We start from the raw sequence: 18,076 nt of genomic DNA on the forward strand, positions 1-18,076 counted from the left end.
TCGGCGTTGGCAGCGGTATGCGGCTGACCCTGATTTAAGCGCTAATGTCCGCAATGGGTCGAAAGCGGACACTCCGCTTACCCCCAATCCTCAACCGTCCCCTCGCGCGCCAGCCAGCGTCGGCCATCCGCAATTTTTCGGGGCCGTCGCGATTTAGCCCTTCGCGCCGAGCAGAGTCCGCTTCAGCTTGGCGAAGCGCCGCCGCAGCCGCTCGTGCCCCTGCATCTCGATCCCGCTCAGATAATTGAGCTGGAGCGAGTGGCGGGGGCCGACCATCGATTTGTGCCCGTGCCAGCAATTGTCGGTCACCTTGAACAGCAACATCGTGCCCATTGAGGACGGCACTTCGGCGAAATAATCGTCGAGATCGTTCGATGAGTTGAGCAATCGGAGCGGTACCTTCTCCTCGCCTTCGGGCGGGTTGAGGTAGAGCAGGATGGTCAGCGTCTTGGCCGGGGTGTCGGTGTGGATCACCCCGTCCTGCCTGCGCATCATCCCGCGATAAGTGTGGAAGATCGTCAGGCCGGTGAGGTCGATTTCGAACTTCTGCTCCATCAGCGCGCGGAAGCGGTCGGATTCCAGCTCGGCGATCAGCGCATCGAGCTCGGGCGAGCGGTCAATCTCGTTGAACCGCAAGCTGCCATGCTCGGTGACGTGCGGCAGCGCCCCGGCCAGCGCCTTCGCGGCCTCGGGCAGGATGCTGTCCTTGATGATCGCGTGCGGATAGGGCGCCTGAGTCACTGGCGCGGCGGCGATGTGATCAAAATCCAGCGCTTCGTCAATCGTGGTCATGGCGCGATCATACCATCGGCGGCGCGTGATTCCAGTCCTCGATCGGCCACCCGCGTTCCGCCGCCAGTCGCGCCAGCCGGGCGTGCGGATTGACCGCCACCGCCTCATCGGCCCATTCGAACACTGGCGCATCGCTGGCATGGTCGGAGTAAAAACGCACTTTGCCGGGCTTGATCGTTTCGCGCTTGAGCCATGCTTCGATCATCCGCAATTTCTCCGGCCCGTAACAATTCTGCCCGTCGATCTTGGCGTGGACCCGCTCGTCGATCCCGAGGATCGTGTCGGTGCCGATCGTGTCGTCGAACCCCAACGCCTCGGCGATTCCCCGCGCGTAGAAGCGGTAGCTCGCGGTGGCCATCACCACGCGGCGCCCTTCGGCCTTGTCGCGTGCAATCGCCGCCCGGGCGCCGGGACGGATGTTGTTGCGCAGCGTCGCTTGGGCGAAGGATTCAACCAATGGCCCGAGCGCCTCGGGGTGAATCACGCGCCCCAGCAGCAGCCGGTGATTGATCTCCTTCAGCCGCCCGCGGTCAATCACCTTGGCGACGTACAGCAGCATCGATGCCGCTACCAATGGCACCGCCAGCAGCCGCCACGGCGCTCGCTTCGCCGCGCAATGCAGCAAGAACGGGGTGTAGGTCGCATGCCGCGTGACTGTCCGGTCCATGTCGTAAATCGCCAGATCGGTCATGCTTTCCCCGCGACGATCAATTCGACCAATGCCAGGTCGGCCGGTTTGTCGACATCGACCGCCGCCAGCGGATCGCTGAGACGGATCGCGCGGATCGACAGCCCCAGTTTCTGTCCGATCTTGCGCACCACTTTGTCGAGCGTCCAGATCCGCGCCAGCCCCATCACCCCGGGCATGCCGAGCCTCGCCAGCAATTTCCAGCCCTTCTTGCGGTCCTGCTCGATCTCCCGCCACAGCCGCACCGCGCGCGCCGCCTTGGGCGATCCCAGGGCGAACAGATTGGCGCCCGACACCTGTTCACCGCGAAACCCGATCCAGGTCCGCCTGGTCTGGGGCAATCGCGCCATTAGCGCGGCGCGTTCGACCAGCCCGATTGCCAGGTCCGCGCCCTGTGCCCGCGTGCAAAAATCATCGATCATCGCGCTGGTCAGCAATGCATGGTCGGCGGTTATCACCAGCAATGGCCAGCGGGTCGCGGGGTCGGCGATGATCGCCTCGATCGTCGCCGCGATCGTCGCCCCCGATGGCTCGACCGTCAGCCGGGCATCGGCGGGCAGCACCGGCACCAGCACCGCCCCGTCCTGTGCCAGCACCCGTACCGACCCGATCAGCACATTGCCAAGCAACGCCCGTACCGGCCGAACGATCATCGGCTCGCCGGCCACCGGAATCAGCGCTTTGGCCGCGACCCCATGCGCGGCGGCAAACGGATCGCCCCCCGGCCGCGACCCGGCGAGCAGCAGGGCAGTCCAGCGCATCATCTTGGCCACCGCTTCACGCCAGCCAGCTGACCAGCTTGCGGCCGCGCTCGAACCGGGCGTTGGCCTGCGCCAGTCGCACCGCGTGGAAAATCAGCGAGATCATGGTCCACAAGGCGACCAGCTCCAGCCCCATGTCGGGTCGCCGGAAGACCAGGCTGACGAGCAGGATGATCATGTTCGGGTTGCGCCGCGCGGTGACCAGGCGGAAGCGGCTGTCGACCGGCCGCCAGACATGGATGTGCATGCCATATTTGCGCATGAAGATGCCTTCGATCACGCGCTGGACGACATAGCCGCCGACAATCGCGAGCACGATCAGCACCTGGTACACAGGCTCGAACGGGTCATCCCAATAGGCCAGGCCGGCGGCCCATGCCCACCACCAGAAGGGCGGATGGACGAGGTCGATGCCATGGTCGAAAATATTGCCCCACCACGACGATTGGCCGGTGCATCGGGCGAGCTTTCCGTCGACCGTGTCGAGCACCATGAAGCCGAAGCCCGCCACCATGCCCAGCCAATAATTGCCCTGCAGGAACAGGAAGAAGGTCGCGACGCACAAGATCGCGCCGATCAATGTCACCTGATTGGGGGACATCCCGATCCGCGCCGCCCAGCGGGTCAGATGGAAGGCCAGTCCGCGCCACAGGTATAGGGTCAGCGCGTCAGTCACGCCCTTGTAGCTGGCGTCATAAGCGGCGCGTTCGACCGGTTCGGGATTGGCGGCATTCAATCGCAGCACGAACGGGCGTTCGCGCTTGCGCAATTCGTGATTGGTCAGTTCGGCGGTCGCCGCATCGAGCCGCTCAAGCCCATCGCCGGTCCAGGCACTGCCATTCGCCATCGCCGCAAGCAACGGCGCCGGATCCATCCCGGCGGGGACATGGCCAAGCACCGCGCGGTCGCCCTTGATCAATACTGCGCCGGGGCGCTTGACGATCGACGCCAGCCACGCCGGGTCCCACGCAAAGTCCAAATCGGCCAGCACCAGCGCCTGCCCGGCGGGCGGGGCAGCGGCACAATCGAGCTTGGCCTTCGCCGCCAGCCGCCCCGCGCGCGTCGCCGCATCCAGCCCGAACACCAAAGCCGGATTACTGCCGACGGACACGAACGTCGGCAATTTCTCGGGCGCCGCTGCGGGCTCGGGGATTGCGATCTGCTTCATGTCCTGCGTCCTATAGGGCACAAAGTTCGGCAAGAAAGAGGCCGAATGCGCCATTCCCAGAGGACCGCCCTTGCCGCTGGAGATGATTTCGCGCAGTCTTGGCGGCAATGGCCAGTCAATCCCTCTCCGGTAAAGGCGATGATAACGCCGATCATTGCTATTCGTGCGTCGGCACGCTGACGATTTCGCGCGCCGCCACGACCGAGCGTGAAATTGCCGCCATGGCCGACGGCATGACGATCGACCTGTCGGGCATTTCCAAAATGGATACCGTCGGCGCGTGGCTGGTGTATCGCGCGGTGCGCGACCGCGGTGCAAAGGTCATCGGCGAAAGCAAGGCTGTGCGCGGCCTGCTCGAGCAGGTGGCAGAGGCCGATCGACCGGTGCGGGTAATCCCCGACAAGCGCGGCGGGATGGGCGGCGGAATCGAGGAGCTTGGTGCCTGGGTGGCCGAAACCGGCCGCATGCTGCTCGGCCTGCTCGGCTTCTTCGGTGCGGTGCTGATCGGCTTTTTCAACGTCGCCAAGCGGCCGCGTCGGTTCCGCCTCAACGCGGTCGTCCAACGGTTCGACGTCGTCGGCGTCCGCGCGCTCGGGATTATCGGGCTGATGACTTTCCTGATCGGCATCGTCATCGGCCAGCAGGGCGCGGTCCAGCTCGAAGCGTTCGGCGCCGAAGTCTATACCATCAACCTGATCGGCCGCCTCAGCGTCCGCGAGCTTGCCACATTAATGACCGCGATCATGGTCGCCGGACGCTCCGGATCCGCCTTTGCCGCCCAGATCGGGACGATGAAGCTGACCGAGGAAATCGATGCGATGCGGACCATCGGGGTGTCGCCGATCGAGGCTTTGGTCATCCCGCGGATGATGGCGGCGATCATCATGATGCCGTTGCTCAGTTTCTTCGCGATGATCATGTCGATGCTTGGCGGCGGCGTGTTCTGCTGGATTTACCTCGGCATTCCGCCCGCCATCTTCATCCAGCGGATCCAGGAAGTGGTGCCGATCACCGATTTGTTCGTCGGGCTGATCAAGGCCCCGGTGTTCGGTTTCATCATTGCGCTGGCCGGTTGCTTCCAGGGAATGCTGGTCGAATCCAATGCCGAGGAAGTCGGACTTCGCACCACCAATGCGGTGGTCCAGTCGATCTTCATGGTGATCGTGCTCGACGCAGTGTTTGCGGTGTTCTTCTCGTCGGTGGGCTGGTCATGAGTGCCGCCATCTCACCCGTCCTGCCCGATGGCGAGACCCCGGTGATCGAGATTCGCGGGCTCGACAATCATTTCGGCGAGCAGGTCATCCACCACAATCTCGATCTCGACGTTCGCCGCGGGGAAATCCTCGGCGTGGTCGGTGGCTCGGGCACCGGCAAATCGGTGCTGATGCGCTCGATCATCGGGCTCCAGACTCCCTCCCGGGGCACCATCGAGGTGCTCGGCGAGAATATGATCGGGCGCGAGGAGGATGAGGCCAAGAACATCCGCCGCCGCTGGGGAATATTGTTCCAGAACGGCGCTTTATTCTCGACCCTGACCGTTGCCGAAAATGTCGAAGTGCCGCTGCGCGAATATTTCCGTTTCTCGAAAAAGTTGATGGACGAAATCGCCAGTTACAAGATTGCGATGTCGGGGCTGCCCGCCGACGCCGGCCCCAAATATCCGTCCGAACTGTCGGGCGGGATGATCAAGCGTGCCGGCCTCGCCCGCGCACTCGCGCTCGATCCCGAACTATTGTTCCTCGATGAGCCGACCGCCGGGCTCGACCCGATCGCGGCGCAGAATTTCGATGAATTGATCGTCGGGCTGCGCGCCAAGCTCGATCTGACGGTGTTCCTCATCACCCATGACCTCGACACGCTCTATGCGATCTGCGACCGGGTGGCGGTGCTGGCCGATCAGAAGGTCGTTGCGGTCGGGACGATTGAACAATTGCTGGCTTTGGACCATCCTTGGATTCAAGAATATTTTAACGGCCCGCGCGGACGCGCGGCCAAAGCGGCGTAAAAGGGGGCGATAGGCAAAGTCATGGAGACAAGGTCGAACCATATCCTGGTCGGCAGCGTCGTATTGGCGCTGCTCGCGGCCCTGGGCTTATTCACGGTCTGGCTGGCCGGCCTGTCGAACGTCCAGAAGCAATGTTTCGACATTTATTTCCAGCAAGGCGTCGGCGGACTCAACAAGGGGACCAACGTCAGTTTCTCAGGTGTTCCCGTCGGTCAAATTACCAAGATCAGCCTGCTTCCCGATCGCCCCGAATTCGTTTGGGTGCGGATCGAGGTCAATGACGACACGCCGGTGCTTCAGGGCACGTCGGCGCAGATCAAGACCGTCGGCTTCACCGCCCCGCCCGAAATCCAGCTCGACGGCGCGGTTCGCGGTGCCAAGAAGCTCGCCCAGGTCGGCCCGCAGGGCTGCCCCGTTATTCCCACCACCTCGGGCGGGCTCGGCGCCTTGCTCAACAGCGCGCCGGAACTGATGGCGCGGATCCAGAAATTGACCGAGCGACTGACCGAGTTGGTCAGCGACCGCAACCAGAACGCGATTTCCGACATCCTCGAAAATGTCGACAAGACCACCCAGGTACTTGCCGAGCGCGCGCCCGACCTGGCCGACGCCATTGCCGACGCGCGGATCGCGGCACGCAATGCCGGTCTTGCCGCGCAGAATGTCGCTCGCCTGGCGGACAGCACGACCCGCCTGGTCAACGAACAGGGTCGCCCGGCGGCGGAAGATTTGCGCAAGACCATCGCCTCGGCCCAGCGCGCGACGGATAATCTCGACGCGCTGATCACCGACGCAAGGCCCGGGATTCAGAACCTCACCAAGTCGACCCTGCCCGAGGCCAACCGGCTGGTGCGCGACCTGCGCGACCTCACCAGCAGCCTTGGCCAGTTCAGCGACCGCTTGAACAATGACGGCGCGCTCGGCGTGCTCGGCCCCGAAAAACTCCCCGATTACAAGCCTGGAAAGACGAAATGATGCGCCACCACCGCCTGATCCTCGTCGCTCTGAGCGCGCTGTCGCTCGCCTCCTGCATGGGCAAGAAGATCCCGCCGACCTTGCTCACCCTGACCAGCGAGGCCCCCGCCCCGGCCACGATCAGCCGCATCGCCGCGCCCGGCGAAGCAATCACGATCGACGTCCCGGTAATCCCCAAGGAATTATCCTCGACCCGCGTCCCCGCGCTCGTCGGCCCGACCGCAGTGGCCTATATCAAGGACCTGCAGTGGGTCGATGCGCCCGATAAATTGTTCCAAGATTTGCTTCAGGAAACCACGCTTCGCACCACCAACCGCGTGGTCCTCGACCCGCGTCAGGCGAGCCTTGATCCGGGCCTCAAGCTGTCGGGCAATCTGACCCGCTTCGGCTATGACACCGCCGAAGGCGTGGTCATCGTCCGCTACGACGGGGCGCTTGCCACCGCCGGCGGCACCCGGGTCGAAACCCGTCGCTTCGAAGCCAAGATCCCCGCCGACGGCACCGCGCGAACGGTCGGCCCCGCTCTCAACCAGGCCGCCAACCAGGTCGCCAACGAAGTGGCGCAGTGGATCGGGCGGTAGGGCTCGCCTGCTAGACCAGGCTCTTCGACGCCTGCTCGAACACATCCTTGCTCAGCCCCGGCGTTGCCACGATCCGCTCCAGCTCGGCGCGCATCAGGGCCGCGCGGCCCGGTTCGAACCGCCGCCAGCGGCCCAATGGCGGGACCAGCCGCGCCGCGACTTGCGGATTGATTCCATCGGCCCTGATGATCAGCTCGCCGAGCAGGCGATAGCCGCGCCCCGAGCCAGCATGGAACACCCACTGATTGCCCGCGAAACTCCCCGCCAGCGCGCGCAGCCGGTTGGGGTTCTTCATCGTGAAATCCCCATGCCCGAGCAACGCCTCGACGGTGTCGATCGTGTCGCTGCGCGGTGCGCCCGCCTGCAGCGCGAACCATTTGTCGATCACCAGCCCGTCGCCACGATAGCGGTCGTAGAAATCCGCCAGCGCCGCCGTCCGCTCTGGCCCATCGAGCATCGTCAGCACGGCCAATGCGCCCTGCCGGTCGGTCATATTGTCGGCCCCATCATATTGCGCCTTGGCCAGCGCCGCACCGCGCAGCGGATCGCCCGCCGCGATCAGCGCCAGCGCCACGCCCTTGAGCCGCCGCACCCCCTTGGCCGCGCTCGACAAGTCGCTTCCCGCCGCGCCCGCCGCCTGCGCCGGTGCAAGCGCATCGGCCAGCGCCGCGCCGACCGCCGCGCGCAAGGCCTCGCGGCTCATATGGATCGCATCGGGATCGACCGAGTCCATCCGGTCGCCGATCAACGCTTCGGACGGCATCACCAACGCCTCGCCCTTGAACGCCGGGTCGAGTGCGTCCGACAGCAATGTCCCACGCATCGCCGCAATCACCGGCGCCTGATCGACCGGCTCGCCCGACGCGCCCGCGATCAGCACGCCGAACATCATCTCCTGCAGCGCCTCGTAGCGCGCGAACGGATCGCCATCGCTCGCCGCCAGCTTTGCAAGCTCGCCCGGCTGCCGCTCGACCGCGACATTGACCGGGGCCGAGAAACCGCGGTTGATCGACAGCAACGGCGCTTCGTCGACTCCGTCGAACAGCACCGCCTGCGTCGCTTCCTCCAACATGATCACGCGCTCGGCGCCGATTTCGCTTCCGCTGTCGGCGCCGATCAAGGCGGTGCGCAGCGGGATCGGCATGACTTTCTTGTCGGGCTGCCCCGGGGTCGGCGCGACGCTTTGCGCCAGATGCAAGGTCGCGGTCCGTGCCGCCGCATCATGCACCAGCCGTGCTTCGACCTTGGGCGTCCCGGCCTGCTCGTACCAAATCTTGAACCGCGTCAGATCGACCCCGCTGGCATCCGCCATCGCGGCCACGAAATCGTCACAGGTCGCCGCCTCGCCATCGTGGCGCGCGAAGTACAAGTCCGCCCCGGCACGAAACGCCTCGGCGCCCAGGATCGTCCGCATCATGCGGATCACTTCGGCACCCTTGTTGTAGATTGTCGCGGTGTAGAAATTAGTGATCTCGAGATAGGAATCGGGCCGCACCGGATGCGCCAGCGGGCCTGAATCCTCGGGAAATTGCACCGCGCGCAGCAGCCGCACGTCGTCGATTCTTTTGACCGCCGCAGAGCCGATATCGGCCGAGAAGCTCTGGTCGCGGAACACCGTGAAGCCTTCCTTCAGGCTCAGCTGGAACCAGTCGCGGCAGGTCACCCGATTGCCCGACCAATTGTGGAAATATTCATGCGCGACGACCCCTGCGATGGCGTCGAAATCGGCGTCGGTCGCGGTGTCCTGGTCGGCCAGCACGAACCGCGAGTTGAAGACGTTAAGCCCCTTATTCTCCATCGCGCCGAAGTTGAAATCGTCGACCGCGACGATGTTGAACAAGTCGAGGTCATATTCGCGCCCATAGGTCGCCTCGTCCCACGCCATCGCCTGCTTCAGGCTGGTCATTGCATGGGCGGTCTTGGGCAAGTCCTTTTCGCGGACCCAGATCGCCAGATCGACCGTTCGGCCGCCCGAGGTCATGAAGGTCGAGCGGTTGGCCGCGAGGTCGCCCGCCACCATCGCAAACAAATAACTTGGCTTGGGGAACGGATCTTCCCATTCGGCCCAGTGACTCCCGTCCGGGCCGTCGCCCGATGCGACCAGATTGCCATTGGCCAGCAACACGGGGAAATGCGCCTTGTCAGCCCGCATCGTGACTCGATAGGTCGACAATATGTCAGGCCGGTCGGGGTGATAGGGGATCCGCCGAAAGCCCTCGCTCTCGCACTGGGTGCATAAAATGCCGCCCGATGCATAAAGCCCCATCAATTTGCTGTTCGCTGCGGGGTTGATCACCACCTCGGTCTCGACCTGTGCGGTCGCGCCCGATAGCTCGATCACTAGCATCTTGCCATCGATCGACCAGCGCGCGTCGCCGCCATTGGCCCGCACCGCAACCGGCTCCAGCCCGTCACCCGCCAGCCTGAGCGGCCGATCATGCGTTCCATTGCGCTCGATACTCAGTACCGCGCGCGCCCGCGTCGCCTCGGGATCGAGCGAAACATCGAGCACAACCTCGCGCACCCAATAATCGGGCGGCTGATAGTCCTTGCGGAGGATGGTGACATGGTCCGGGCTTGCCGGGGCTTCGGGGTTCAATCGTGCGTCCATCATCGTCCGCTACGGCCAGCCGCCGTTCGACGCAACGCTGCCGCCATCGACCAACGGCGGTGCGTTGCACTTGCGCCATAAATGCCACGCCCTAGGTTGCGTGCGGGGACAGGGGAGCAATCACATGAGCATCATTTCGATCGTCCAGGCCGCAGTAGCGGCGGCACCGCCATTCGACGCCGAGGCCGCGACCCGCGCGTATCTCGCCACCCTGAACGGCGCCGCGCGGGCCAAGTCCGATGCCTATTTCGAAGGCGGCTATTGGCTCCCGATCTGGGGGGCGCTGATTTCGATCCTGTCCTACTGGGTCATGCTTCGCTTCGGCTGGTCCGCGGCGTGGAGCGCGTGGTCGCAGAAAGTGGTCAAATGGCGCTGGCTCCAGCCGGCGCTTTACTCGCTGCCGTTCGGCCTCATCGGCGGGCTGATGACCCTGCCGTGGGGGATCTACACCGGCTTCATCCGCGAACATCAATATGGCATGTCCAACCAGAGCGCGGGCGAATGGGCCAAGGAATTGGCGATCATGACCGGCGTCGGCGTGGTGCTGAGCGCGATATTCTTCGTTGTGATTTTCGCCGTGATCCGCAAAAGCCCGACCCGCTGGTGGCTGTGGGCTTCGGTCGCGATCGGCGCGTTGCTGTCGGTGATGATCCTGATCGCGCCAATCTTCATCGAGCCGTTGCTCAATAAATATACCCCGATGGCCGACAGTCCGACGCGCACCGAAATCCTGCGCATTGCCAAGGCCCAACAAATCCCGACCAACGACGTCTATGTCGTCGACGCGTCGAAACAGACCAAGCGGATTTCGGCCAATGTCTCGGGACTCGGGCCGACGATCCGCATCGCGCTTAACGACAATCTGCTCAATCGCTCGAACATCCACGGGATCAAGGCGGTGATGGGTCATGAAATGGGCCATTACAAGCTGTACCATATCCAGAAATTGCTTTTTTATCTGACCCTTATGTCCTTGGCATTGTTTGCTATTCTCTATCGTGCCGTCCCCCGCATCCTGGCTCGCCACGGCAATCGCTGGGGTGTCCGGGAAGTGTCGGATCCGGCCTCGGCGCCATTGCTGTTCGCGTTGATTGCGATCCTCTCGGTCCCCGGCGGGATCCTGTTCAACTCAATCATCCGCCACCATGAAAGCGAAGCTGACGCCTTCGGTCTCGAAGCCGCGCGTGAGCCCGATGGATTCGCCATGACCGCGATGCAATTGAGCGAATATCGCAAGATCGAACCGTCGGCAGTCGAGGAATTCCTGTTCTTCGATCATCCCTCGGGCCGCACCCGGGTGGCGATGGCGATGGCCTGGAAGGCGAAGCATCTGGCCGAGCTTACCGCCGATCAGCAGGCGGCGATGGTGATGACGACCCCGCCGCCACCTGCGCCCGCGCCCGCGCTAGCGAAATAAGCCTCAGGCGGCGTCGGGGGCGGCGATCTTGCTCCCCCGGCTGCCGCTCAGCGCGACCAGCATCCCGCCGAGCGCGAGCAAGCCGCCCGCCCCGGCCAGCAGGCTCCACTGATAATTCTCGAAGATAGTCGACAGCCCCATCGCGATCACCGGCACCAGCACGCTCGAATAAGCCGCGCGCCCCGGCCCGATCTTGCGCACCACCGGCAAATACAGGCTGAACGCCAACACCGTCGCCGCCAGCGCGAGATAGGTCAGCCCAGCCCAATAGGCCGGGCTGGTATCGATCGTCGGTGCCCCGGCGATGGCCAGCGCGAACAACGCATCGGCCACGGCCCCGATTCCCATTGCCCAAGCCAGCAGCGCCAACAGCGGATATCGCTTCACCGAATCGCGCGCCTGATAGACGTTCGCCCACGACGCCCCGAGCATCCCGAACAGGGTCAGCCCGAGCCCGGTCAGCACTTCGCCCGACGTGGCGCTGCTCGACTGCAATTCGTGGAGGAACAGCAGGCCGATCCCGGCGACCGCGATCACGCCCCCGATCGCAAACCGCCCGCTCGGTCGCTGCCCCAGCAGCGCCCAGCCGAGCAGGCTGTTGGGGACGATCAGGATCGCGAATACGGTCGCGACGATGCCCGACGTGATGTAGCGCTCGGCGACATAGACGCAGTTGAAGTTGATGCAGAACTGGCTGACCCCCAGGATCGTCGCCGCGATCAGCATTGGCGGGTTGGGCCGCAGCGACTGGCCCTTCCACTGCGCCACCGCCGCCATCGCGATTGCAGCGATCGCAAAGCGATAGGTCACCGACCATTGCGGCGCGACGGTGCCGATCTGGCCGCGGATCACCAGCCAGGTCGATCCCCAGATAAGGGTGAAGATGATGAACGGGACGATGATCGACCGGTCGATCCGCGCCTCGTGCGGCTTACTCAAAGCGCCCCAATCGCGACGGCCAATTTTGCCACCGCATCCATGTCCTGGTCCCAACTGGTCACCAGCCGAACCTCGCCCGGCGCCCAGTCATAGAAGTCGAAACCCTGCGCGCGCACTGCGGCGGCCTCGGCCGGGGTCATCCGAACGAACAATTCATTGGCTTCGACCGGATGGACCAGCCGCGTTCCCGCCGCCTCCGCCAACACCTGCGCCGCCGCATTGGCGCTCCGCGCATTGTCGAGCCACACATTGCCATCGAGCATCGCCAGCAATTGCGCCGCCAGATAGCGCCCCTTGGACAGCAGATGCCCCGATCGTTTGCGCAGCACCTTGGCCTTGTCCGCCAGCGCAGTGTCGAAGAAAATCAATGCTTCGGCATTCATCCCGCCATTCTTGACGAAACCGAAGCTCAGCACATCGACCCCAGCGCGCCACGTCAGGTCGGCCGGGCTCGCGCCGGTCGACACCACCGCATTGGCGAACCGGGCCCCGTCGAGATGAAAGCCGAGCCCGCGCGCCTTGGCGAAATCGCCCAGCGCCGCGGTTTCCTCCGCCGAATAGGTCAGTCCATATTCGGTCGCATTGGTGATTGACAGCGCGGCGGGCTGGATCTGGTGGACGTCGGGCCGGATCCGCGCGCAGGCGCCTTCCGCGACCGCCGGCGAAACTTTCGCCCCCGGCCCGTCGAGCAGCATCAGCTTGGCCCCGCCATTATACATCGCCGGGGCCCCGGCCTCGTCATTTTCGATATGCGCGTCGCGGTGGCACAGGATCGCGCCGGTTGGCGGGCACATCATGGCCAGCCCGATGCTATTGGCCGCGGTCCCGGTGGTCACCCACAGCGCCTCGACCTCGCGTTCGAACACCTGCCCGAACGCCGCATTGAGCCGCGCGCTCCACTGGTCGCCATCATAAGCGCTATCGAGCCGGTTGGCGGCAGCGATCGCCTCGATCACCGCTGGGCAGGCGGCGGCGGCATTGTCGGAGAAAAAGCGGTTCACGCGCTGCGAATGACGCGCGCACCGCTTGCGGTCAACTCGCCCGACAAAAAGGGGCCCCGGCGCGTTTCCGCGCCAAGGCCCCGTTTACGCAATTAACTGGAAGCTTACAGTTCGTTCGACACATTGTTGAACGTGGTACCCAGCTTGGTACCAATGCTCTTCATTGCGGCGATAGCAGCAACTGCGATCAGGGCGGCAATCAGGCCATATTCAATGGCCGTCGCACCCTTCGAGTTGTTCATCAGCTTGATAAGTTTGCGCATGGTCTGTTCCCTTGATTCGACCGGAGCAAACTGCACCCAAAAGGTTAACAAACTCTTCCCGGGAATCAGGAAATCGCAGATTTTTGCGGGGTAGTCGTTTCGCCCTCGACATCGGTCAGCCCGCCGGGCCGCCGATATCGGAAGAAAATGGTGCTGTCGGTGAGGATTGAACTCACGACCTCAGCCTTACCAAGGATGCGCTCTACCACTGAGCTACGACAGCATGTCGGATGGGACGCGCGCCTATGGCCGGTGCGCCGCTCGACTGTCAACCCGCTTGGCCCTAAGCTTGCGCGGCAATGTCCAAGGCCAACCACCAACGCGAAGACCGCCTCGCCGCCGCGCTGCGCGACAATCTCAAGCGCCGCAAGGCCCAGGCGCGCGACAGCGAACCGCCCAAGCCCCCGCTAAAGACCGATTAGAGCGCGGCGCAGGCCGCCTCGAGCCAGCTAAGCTCGTCACTATCCAGCTGCGGCCTGATCTTCGCCAACACATCGCGGTGATAGGAGTCGACCCACGCAATCTCCTTGGCCGACAGCATCTCCTTGACGATCAGCCGCCGCTCGATCGGCGCGAAAGTGAGCGTTTCGAACCCGAGCATCGCTTTCTCCGCGCCAGCGACCTGTTTCACGATCACAAGCACCAGATTCTCGATCCGGATGCCATATTCGCCAGTCTTGTAATAACCCGGCTCGTTGCTGAGGATCATCCCCGCCTGGAGCGGCTCGTCGCCCCCCGACTGGCTCGATCCCGCCGGGGAAATCCGTTGCGGCCCTTCGTGGACCGACAGGAAGGCGCCGACCCCGTGGCCGGTACCATGGGCATAATCGACCCCTGCATCCCACAAGGCGCGGCGCGCGAAACTGTCGAGCTGCGAGCCGCGCGTGCCCTTGGGGAACAGCGCCGTCGCGATCCCGATGTGCCCCTGCAGCACCCGCGTGAAGCGGTCGCGCATTTCGTCGGTCGGCTCGCCGATCGCCAGCGTCCGCGTGATGTCGGTCGTGCCATCCTCATATTGCCCGCCCGAATCGACCAGGTAGAGCGAGTTCATTGTAATCGCCCGATTGGTCTCCGCCGACGCCTTATAATGAACAATCGCGCCGTTCGGCCCCGATCCCGAAATGGTGTCGAACGACAGATCCTTGAGCATCCCGCCCGCGGCGCGGATCGCCTGCAATTTGTCCGATGCAATCAGTTCGTCGAGCTTGCCCGACGGCGCTTCGGCCTCGACCCATTTCAGGAACCGAACGATCGCCGCCCCGTCGCGCGCCTGCGCCGCCCGGTGCCCCGATATCTCGGCCTGATTCTTAATCGCCTTGGGCAGCACCGCAGGATCGCGCACCCGCCAAATTACCGCGCCCGCTTCGTCGAGCGCCTGGCCGATCGCCGCCACCGACCGCTCGGGGTCGACCGCGACGCGCTTGCCCTCGAGCCCCTGCAAATAACCTTCGAACGCCGTCCGTTCGTGCAGCCGCACGCCATTGCCGAGATGCGCCTTGACCTCGTCGCCAACCTTGTCGGGATCGACGAACAATTCCGCCGTCCCGTCGCGATTGACGATCGCATAGGCTAACGCCACCGGGGTGTGACTGACGTCCGCGCCGCGCAGATTGAATGTCCACGCAATCGAATCGAGCGCCGCAAGCACCGCTGCATCGGCTCCATTTTCGGACAGCCAGTCGGCCATTTGCTGGCGCTTGTCGGCCGATGATTGCCCCGCCAGCTCATCGCGCTGGACCATCAGCCGTGCTTTCGACGGGGCCGGCCGGTCGGCCCACACCCGGTCGATCGGATTGGTCCCCACCGCGACCAGCTCCGCCCCCTTGGCGGCAAGCTGCTCCTTGGCCTGCTTGACCCAGTCGGTGGTGTGCAACCACGGATCATAGCCGATCCGCGCGCCCTGCGGCGCATGCTCGCGGAGCCATTCGGCGGCGCTGGTCTCGGGCACCGACTGGTAACTCCACTCTGACTCACTGACCTGGCTGCGCACCTGCAATGTGTAGCGCCCGTCGGTAAAAATCGCCGCTTGCTCGGGCAGCACCACCGCCGATCCGGCCGATCCCTTGAAGCCGGTCAGCCACTCGAGCCGCTGGGCATAGCTGCCGACATATTCGCTCATATGCTCGTCGGTCAGCGGCACCACGAACCCGTCGAGCCGGTCGCGCTTCAACTGATCACGAAGCGCGGCGAGACGGTCGGCGTAACTAGACATGGACAAGCACCATTTTCGATGGATGGATGATCTAAACCTTCCTTAGCGCCGTTTTGCGCTGGACGCGACCGGTCACCCTCTGCTTGTCTGCCAGACCATGAGAATCATTCCGCTTGCCGCAGCCCTGACGGCCCCCATTTTCGCTTTGTCCGCAGCCCTCGCTGCCCCGACTGCCAGCCAGAAAGCACCCATGACCAAGACCAGCGCCCTGCCCGCGCCGCCCCGCGCCGAACAACGCCCATCCAGTTTCGAACGCCACGGCATCCGGGTCGAAGATCCGTACGCCTGGCTGCGCGACAAGGGCTATCCGACCGTCGATGACAAGGATGTCCTCGATTATCTCAAGTCTGAAAACGCCTATTTTGAGACGGCGATGAAGCCGCACGCCGCGCTGACCGAGACGATATTCCAGGAGATGAAAGGTCGCGTGAAGGAAGATGATGCGTCGGTTCCGCTTAAGGACGGCGACTGGCTCTACTGGAGTGCGTTCAAACCGGGCACTCAATATCGCGACTGGTATCGCCGACCTGTCGCGGGCGGCGGAGAAACCCTGATCTACAGCGAGAACACCGAGGCTGCGGGCAAGGAATATTATCGGCTCGGCGCATTTGCCGTCAGCCCCGACGGCAAGCGGCTGGCACGACTGGTCGACGATGACGGATCGGAACGCTTCAAGCTGGTGGTGCGCGATCTCGCTACCGGCAAGGATATGGAGACGGTAACCAAGGTGGGCATCGGCAATCCGGTGTGGACCAAGGACAGCAAGGGGCTGGTGTTCACTGAGGTCAACGACCAGTGGCGCAGCTATCGCGCCCGATACCATCGCATCGGCAACGAACCGGCCAAGGCCGTGACCATCTTTGAAGAGAAGGATGACATCGCCTTCTCGGTCGGAGTCGACCGGACCACCGACAATAGCTTGATCGTCATTTCGACCGGCAATAACAGCTCGAACGAGGTGCGGATCGTTGCCGCCGACCATCCGACCGCTCCGCTCAAGCTGATCCGCGCGCGCAAGCCCGACATCCAGTATGAGGTCGATGCCGCCCACGGCAAATTGTGGCTGCTGACCAACGACAAGCACGTCAATTTCCGCATCGCGTCGGCCGATCCGGCCAAGCCGGGCAGGTGGCACGATGTCGTCGCCGGGTCCGACCGCGTCTATTTGCGCGGAATCACGGCGCACCGTGACCATTTGCTGATCACCAGTCGGGTCGATGGCCTCGATCAACTGGTGCTGCGCGACTATGCCAGCGGCACGGAAGAGCGCGTCCCGTTTACCGAGGCGAGCTATAATGCGGGTTTTTCGGGCAACCCCGAATATGCCCCCGCCTCCTACCGTATCGCTTATTCGTCGATGGTCACGCCCGGAACCGTGTTCGACTATCATCCCGCAGACGATCGCCTAGAAACCCGCAAGGTGCAGGAAATTCCTTCAGGCTATGACCCGACCAAATATGTCACCGAGCGCTTGATGATCAGCGCCCGCGACGGTGCCAAGGTGCCGGTATCGGTGGTCCGTCTGAAAGACATGAAGAAGGACGGGTCGGGCAAATTGTTCGTCTATGGCTATGGCGCCTATGGCTATGCCATCCCGCCCAGTTTCTCAACCAGCCGACTGAGCCTGGTCGATCGAGGATTCGCCTTTGCCATTGCCCACATCCGTGGCGGCGACGACCTCGGCTACCAATGGTTCCTCGACGGCAAGCTCAAAAAGCGGACCAATACCTTCAACGATTTCGTCGATGTCACCAAGGGGCTGATCGCCGAGGGCTATGCCAAACCCGGGCGGGTCGCTGCGCAGGGCGGTTCGGCCGGCGGCGAATTGATGGGCGCGGTGGTCAACCAGGCACCCGAATTGTTCGGCGCGGTCGTCGCCGACGTGCCATTCGTCGATGTCCTCAACACGATGCTCGACGACACGTTGCCGCTGACGCCGGGCGAATGGACCGAATGGGGCAACCCGATCAAAGATCCCGAAGCGTTCAAGCTGCTGCGCAGCTACAGCCCGTACGACAATCTCGAGGCCAAGCCCTATCCGGCGATGTTGATCAACGGCGGGCTCAACGATCCGCGCGTGACCTATTGGGAGCCGGCCAAATGGGCAGCGCGGCTCCGCGCGACCAAGACCGATGACAATCTGCTGCTGCTCAAGATCAACATGGGCGCGGGACATGGCGGCAAATCAGGCCGCTGGACCGCGCTTCACGAGGTGGCGGAAGCCTATACCTTCGTGGTGACGCAAATCGGGGAGTGACCGACCGCCCGATCTTCACCCGCTCCGTGACCGCGCGGCCCGAGCAAATCGATGAGCTTGGCCATGTCAATAATGCGGTGTGGGTGCGGTGGATTCAGGAGGTTGCGCTGGCGCATTGGTATAGCGTCGCCACCCCCGAGCATCAGGACGCCTACTTCTGGGTCGTTGTCCGCCACGAGATCGATTATCTCCGCCCCGCATTTGACGGCGAGACATTGACCGGCCGCACCTGGGTCGGCGAGGCACCCAAAGGCGCGCGGTTCGACCGGCACATGGAATTCGTCGGCACGGACGGCAAGGTCAGGGTTCGCGCGGTGACTCAATGGGCGATCATCGACAAGGCCGCCGGACGCCCGATCCGCGTCCCGCCCGACGTGGTGGCGCCGTTCATGGAGTCGCGCTAAGC

Annotated in this window: 17 protein-coding genes and 1 tRNA gene; 8 read left to right on the forward strand and 10 right to left on the reverse strand. The window is 63.9% G+C overall.

Translation table 11 applies throughout. The features are described 5' to 3' along the window. Positions 1–153: 153 nt before the first annotated feature. The 4 genes from RMN73_RS07000 to RMN73_RS07015 are packed head-to-tail and all read right to left on the reverse strand — an operon-like array spanning position 154 to position 3,409. Positions 154–792, reverse strand: a complete 639-nt coding sequence (locus RMN73_RS07000) for a 2OG-Fe(II) oxygenase (protein WP_309602605.1) — start codon at positions 790–792, stop codon at positions 154–156. Between the two features lie 7 nt (positions 793–799). Then, complete coding sequence (locus tag RMN73_RS07005; RefSeq protein ID WP_309602606.1) at positions 800–1,483, reverse strand: HAD-IB family hydrolase; 684 nt, start codon at positions 1,481–1,483, stop codon at positions 800–802. Beyond that, positions 1,480–2,244 (reverse strand): NTP transferase domain-containing protein, encoded by a 765-nt coding sequence (locus RMN73_RS07010; RefSeq protein WP_309602683.1) that lies wholly within the window; start codon positions 2,242–2,244, stop codon positions 1,480–1,482. Before RMN73_RS07010 ends, RMN73_RS07005 begins: the two co-directional genes overlap by 4 nt. A 13-nt stretch (positions 2,245–2,257) precedes the next feature. Further along, complete coding sequence (locus RMN73_RS07015) at positions 2,258–3,409, reverse strand: CDP-alcohol phosphatidyltransferase family protein (protein WP_309602607.1); 1,152 nt, start codon at positions 3,407–3,409, stop codon at positions 2,258–2,260. Positions 3,410–3,516: 107 nt separating this feature from the next. Here RMN73_RS07015 and RMN73_RS07020 point away from each other — a divergent pair, with 107 nt between their 5' ends. Genes RMN73_RS07020 through RMN73_RS07035 form a run of 4 tightly spaced genes read left to right on the forward strand, consistent with a single transcriptional unit; the run spans position 3,517 to position 6,970 of the window. Beyond that, positions 3,517–4,623: an ABC transporter permease gene (locus RMN73_RS07020; RefSeq protein ID WP_309602608.1), complete on the forward strand. Its 1,107-nt coding sequence runs from the start codon at positions 3,517–3,519 to the stop codon at positions 4,621–4,623. Next, entirely contained in the window at positions 4,620–5,414 is a 795-nt protein-coding gene (locus tag RMN73_RS07025) for an ABC transporter ATP-binding protein (RefSeq protein ID WP_309602609.1), read from the forward strand. Before RMN73_RS07020 ends, RMN73_RS07025 begins: the two co-directional genes overlap by 4 nt. Before the next feature lie 21 nt (positions 5,415–5,435). After that, a complete protein-coding gene (locus RMN73_RS07030) occupies positions 5,436–6,389 on the forward strand; it encodes an MlaD family protein (protein WP_309602610.1) in 954 nt (317 codons plus the stop codon). After that, positions 6,386–6,970 (forward strand): ABC-type transport auxiliary lipoprotein family protein, encoded by a 585-nt coding sequence (locus RMN73_RS07035; protein WP_309602611.1) that lies wholly within the window; start codon positions 6,386–6,388, stop codon positions 6,968–6,970. Before RMN73_RS07030 ends, RMN73_RS07035 begins: the two co-directional genes overlap by 4 nt. Positions 6,971–6,980: 10 nt before the next feature. On the opposite strand, the gene pepN is transcribed toward RMN73_RS07035, so the two are convergent. Next, positions 6,981–9,584 (reverse strand): aminopeptidase N, encoded by a 2,604-nt coding sequence (pepN, locus tag RMN73_RS07040; protein WP_309602612.1) that lies wholly within the window; start codon positions 9,582–9,584, stop codon positions 6,981–6,983. A 121-nt stretch (positions 9,585–9,705) separates the two neighbouring features. Here pepN and RMN73_RS07045 point away from each other — a divergent pair, with 121 nt between their 5' ends. Beyond that, positions 9,706–10,998 (forward strand): M48 family metallopeptidase, encoded by a 1,293-nt coding sequence (locus RMN73_RS07045; RefSeq protein WP_309602613.1) that lies wholly within the window; start codon positions 9,706–9,708, stop codon positions 10,996–10,998. A 3-nt stretch (positions 10,999–11,001) separates the two neighbouring features. Here the strand turns inward: RMN73_RS07045 and RMN73_RS07050 are convergent, their stop codons facing one another. From RMN73_RS07050 to RMN73_RS07065, 4 genes are all read right to left on the reverse strand, one after another. Further along, complete coding sequence (locus RMN73_RS07050; RefSeq protein WP_309602614.1) at positions 11,002–11,937, reverse strand: EamA family transporter; 936 nt, start codon at positions 11,935–11,937, stop codon at positions 11,002–11,004. Further along, complete coding sequence (locus tag RMN73_RS07055) at positions 11,934–12,938, reverse strand: beta-eliminating lyase-related protein (RefSeq protein ID WP_309602615.1); 1,005 nt, start codon at positions 12,936–12,938, stop codon at positions 11,934–11,936. Before RMN73_RS07055 ends, RMN73_RS07050 begins: the two co-directional genes overlap by 4 nt. A gap of 104 nt (positions 12,939–13,042) precedes the next feature. Further along, entirely contained in the window at positions 13,043–13,201 is a 159-nt protein-coding gene (locus RMN73_RS07060; protein ID WP_309602616.1) for a Flp family type IVb pilin, read from the reverse strand. Positions 13,202–13,349: 148 nt separating this feature from the next. Continuing rightward, positions 13,350–13,424, reverse strand: a tRNA-Thr gene (locus tag RMN73_RS07065). A gap of 76 nt (positions 13,425–13,500) precedes the next feature. On the opposite strand from RMN73_RS07065, the gene RMN73_RS07070 reads away from it, so the two are divergent. Then, positions 13,501–13,623: a hypothetical protein gene (locus RMN73_RS07070; protein ID WP_309602617.1), complete on the forward strand. Its 123-nt coding sequence runs from the start codon at positions 13,501–13,503 to the stop codon at positions 13,621–13,623. Here the strand turns inward: RMN73_RS07070 and RMN73_RS07075 are convergent. Continuing rightward, positions 13,620–15,413, reverse strand: coding sequence for an aminopeptidase P family protein (locus RMN73_RS07075; protein ID WP_309602618.1), 1,794 nt, complete (start codon positions 15,411–15,413; stop codon positions 13,620–13,622). The two genes, RMN73_RS07070 and RMN73_RS07075, sit on opposite strands and share 4 nt — an antisense overlap. A 190-nt stretch (positions 15,414–15,603) precedes the next feature. On the opposite strand from RMN73_RS07075, the gene RMN73_RS07080 reads away from it, so the two are divergent. Together RMN73_RS07080 and RMN73_RS07085 are read left to right on the forward strand one after the other, a co-directional pair. Continuing rightward, entirely contained in the window at positions 15,604–17,670 is a 2,067-nt protein-coding gene (locus tag RMN73_RS07080; protein WP_309602684.1) for a S9 family peptidase, read from the forward strand. Beyond that, entirely contained in the window at positions 17,667–18,074 is a 408-nt protein-coding gene (locus RMN73_RS07085; protein ID WP_309602619.1) for an acyl-CoA thioesterase, read from the forward strand. Before RMN73_RS07080 ends, RMN73_RS07085 begins: the two co-directional genes overlap by 4 nt. The last annotated feature ends 2 nt before the right edge of the window (positions 18,075–18,076 follow it).

It is taken from the genome of Sphingomonas sp. (genome assembly GCF_031372575.1).
Taxonomy (GTDB): Bacteria; Pseudomonadota; Alphaproteobacteria; order Sphingomonadales; family Sphingomonadaceae; genus Sphingomicrobium.

What these genes read in the sequence shown, in the direction of transcription:
- RMN73_RS07000 (WP_309602605.1), bottom strand. Translation starts at nt 792, where the DNA reads ATGACCACGATTGACGAAGCGCTGGATTTTGATCACATCGCCGCCGCG.
- RMN73_RS07005 (WP_309602606.1), bottom strand. Translation starts at nt 1,483, where the DNA reads ATGACCGATCTGGCGATTTACGACATGGACCGGACAGTCACGCGGCAT.
- RMN73_RS07010 (WP_309602683.1), bottom strand. Translation starts at nt 2,244, where the DNA reads ATGATGCGCTGGACTGCCCTGCTGCTCGCCGGGTCGCGGCCGGGGGGC.
- RMN73_RS07015 (WP_309602607.1), bottom strand. Translation starts at nt 3,409, where the DNA reads ATGAAGCAGATCGCAATCCCCGAGCCCGCAGCGGCGCCCGAGAAATTG.
- RMN73_RS07020 (WP_309602608.1), top strand. Translation starts at nt 3,517, where the DNA reads ATGGCCAGTCAATCCCTCTCCGGTAAAGGCGATGATAACGCCGATCAT.
- RMN73_RS07025 (WP_309602609.1), top strand. Translation starts at nt 4,620, where the DNA reads ATGAGTGCCGCCATCTCACCCGTCCTGCCCGATGGCGAGACCCCGGTG.
- RMN73_RS07030 (WP_309602610.1), top strand. Translation starts at nt 5,436, where the DNA reads ATGGAGACAAGGTCGAACCATATCCTGGTCGGCAGCGTCGTATTGGCG.
- RMN73_RS07035 (WP_309602611.1), top strand. Translation starts at nt 6,386, where the DNA reads ATGATGCGCCACCACCGCCTGATCCTCGTCGCTCTGAGCGCGCTGTCG.
- pepN (WP_309602612.1), bottom strand. Translation starts at nt 9,584, where the DNA reads ATGATGGACGCACGATTGAACCCCGAAGCCCCGGCAAGCCCGGACCAT.
- RMN73_RS07045 (WP_309602613.1), top strand. Translation starts at nt 9,706, where the DNA reads ATGAGCATCATTTCGATCGTCCAGGCCGCAGTAGCGGCGGCACCGCCA.
- RMN73_RS07060 (WP_309602616.1), bottom strand. Translation starts at nt 13,201, where the DNA reads ATGCGCAAACTTATCAAGCTGATGAACAACTCGAAGGGTGCGACGGCC.
- RMN73_RS07070 (WP_309602617.1), top strand. Translation starts at nt 13,501, where the DNA reads ATGTCCAAGGCCAACCACCAACGCGAAGACCGCCTCGCCGCCGCGCTG.
- RMN73_RS07075 (WP_309602618.1), bottom strand. Translation starts at nt 15,413, where the DNA reads ATGTCTAGTTACGCCGACCGTCTCGCCGCGCTTCGTGATCAGTTGAAG.
- RMN73_RS07080 (WP_309602684.1), top strand. Translation starts at nt 15,604, where the DNA reads ATGACCAAGACCAGCGCCCTGCCCGCGCCGCCCCGCGCCGAACAACGC.